The following is a 1,734-nucleotide window of genomic DNA, read 5'->3' as shown; positions in this document are numbered from 1 at the left end:
GCGGTGTTGCTGACTGCATGCGGGTTGGGCCTCGGTTGGGGCATTGCTCGGCGGTTGACGGCATCCGCAGGCCCGAGGAGATTCGACCTCGTCGTCCGTGACGTGGAGCGCGACGGTGATCGCTGCTTGATCGTCTTGGACCGAACGCGCCAAACAGTCGCGGATGGCATCTACAACCTTTGGTTCGAGAATGGAGGCTGGGCTCAACTCTCTGCCGAAGTCTTCGATCGAGGACCAGCCCGAATCGCACGGCCCGTGACAAGTGCTTCTGCCGGCTTCGCTCTGGCGGCTGGCGATCGCGCATCATGGAGCGGGATCTACTTTGCGAGCCCAACTGATGCTGGCCTTTCCGCCCGAGAAATAGCGGTTGACACCGCCGTGGGAAGTGCTCCGGCCTGGCTCCTGGAGGGAGAAAGTGACCGCTCTACGTGGGCGATCCACGTTCATGGCTTGGGGAGCACCCGAGCGGGAACACTGCGCGGAGTGCGGGTCGCTTCGGACCTGGGCTACACATCGCTCGTCATCAGTTACCGGAACGAGGGAGACGGGCCGAAGCTTGGAAATGGCCGGTCCTCGATTGGGTTCACGGAAGTCGAGGATGCCGAAGCCGCAGTGCATTACGCGATGCAACACGGAGCACATCGGATCGTTCTGTTCGGATGGTCGATGGGCGCTGCGATCGCGCTGCAACTCGTCGGCCGTGCGCGCTACCGCGGCATTATCGTGGGGGTTGTGCTGGAGTCTCCGGTGCTCGACTGGGTTACGGTGATCAAGGCGAATTGCGTTCGGAGCGGGCTGCCCGCGGCAACAGGCATCCTCGCCGTCCCGTGGCTCACGCTCCGCCCACTGTCCCGGATGATCGGTCTGCCGACGGCCATCCCGCTTGGGGATCTTGATTGGGTCGCACGCGCCGCAGAGCTCGCTGTGCCCACACTGATCATCCACGGGACCCGAGATGACTCCGCCCCCATTCGGGTCTCGCAGACCCTTCGCGACCTGCGCCCCGACCTCGTTGAGTTCGAAGCCTTCAAAGCCGGCCACACACTGTCATGGAACTCCGACCCCGAACGCTGGCAATCGACGGTCACCGCGTGGCTTTTGGCACACGTCAACGCTGACGCCAGGTGAGGTTGGCGTCCCGCGGCGCGAAAGGTCGCGCGAGATCTCCGACGAAAAGGCCGCCGAAACGGCGGCCCTGAATGCAGAGCTCGCCACGTCCGCCGAACGGGCTACAGCACCCGAAACCCGGGCAGGACAGGGAGAAGAGGGCTACAGCCAGCGCGCGTGCGGAAGTAGGTACTCTCGCCGCGGACCTCGCCGCAGCGGGCGCGCAAGCCGAAACCCTGCAACAGGCCCACGATTCCCTGCTTCAACACATCACCCCGAAGGACGACAAGCCCGCCGGCGGGTCCGGGCGCCGACGCAGACGCACGCGTCCAGCACCCAGACGGTGATTGGGAAGATTGTATAAGTAGACGGAAACCTGCCTCATTCACCCCGCTTCTGTCCACAGGGCACGTCGGGAGTATGCGTCCGTGGCATTCTGAACGAAAAAGCGGTCATAAAAGAGGTGCGCCGGCTCCAGCGCAAACATAACGGCGGGCAGCCGTGGGGACCCGTACCACCAAGGGCCTTACGCTGTCAAGCCCCGGGTTTGGTGGAGAGATTTTTAGTTGGAAATTGTGGTTAGTAGGCCGGCATTGACACCGGCGTGTTGTTGTTCGTATTCGCTGG

The 1,734-nt window shown here is 63.4% G+C and carries 1 protein-coding gene; it reads left to right on the top strand.

All coding sequences use genetic code 11. The features are described from left to right. Positions 1–3 precede the first annotated feature (3 nt). On the top strand, positions 4–1,128 hold the full coding sequence (locus BLS52_RS18955; protein ID WP_342707482.1) for an alpha/beta hydrolase: 1,125 nt from the start codon (positions 4–6) through the stop codon (positions 1,126–1,128). Positions 1,129–1,734 lie beyond the last annotated feature (606 nt).

It is taken from the genome of Arthrobacter subterraneus, assembly GCF_900099735.1.
GTDB classification, from domain to species: domain Bacteria; phylum Actinomycetota; class Actinomycetes; order Actinomycetales; family Micrococcaceae; genus Arthrobacter_D; species Arthrobacter_D subterraneus.
The sequence above is the reverse complement of the archived record's forward strand: the minus strand, read 5'-3'. Positions and strand labels throughout refer to the sequence as shown.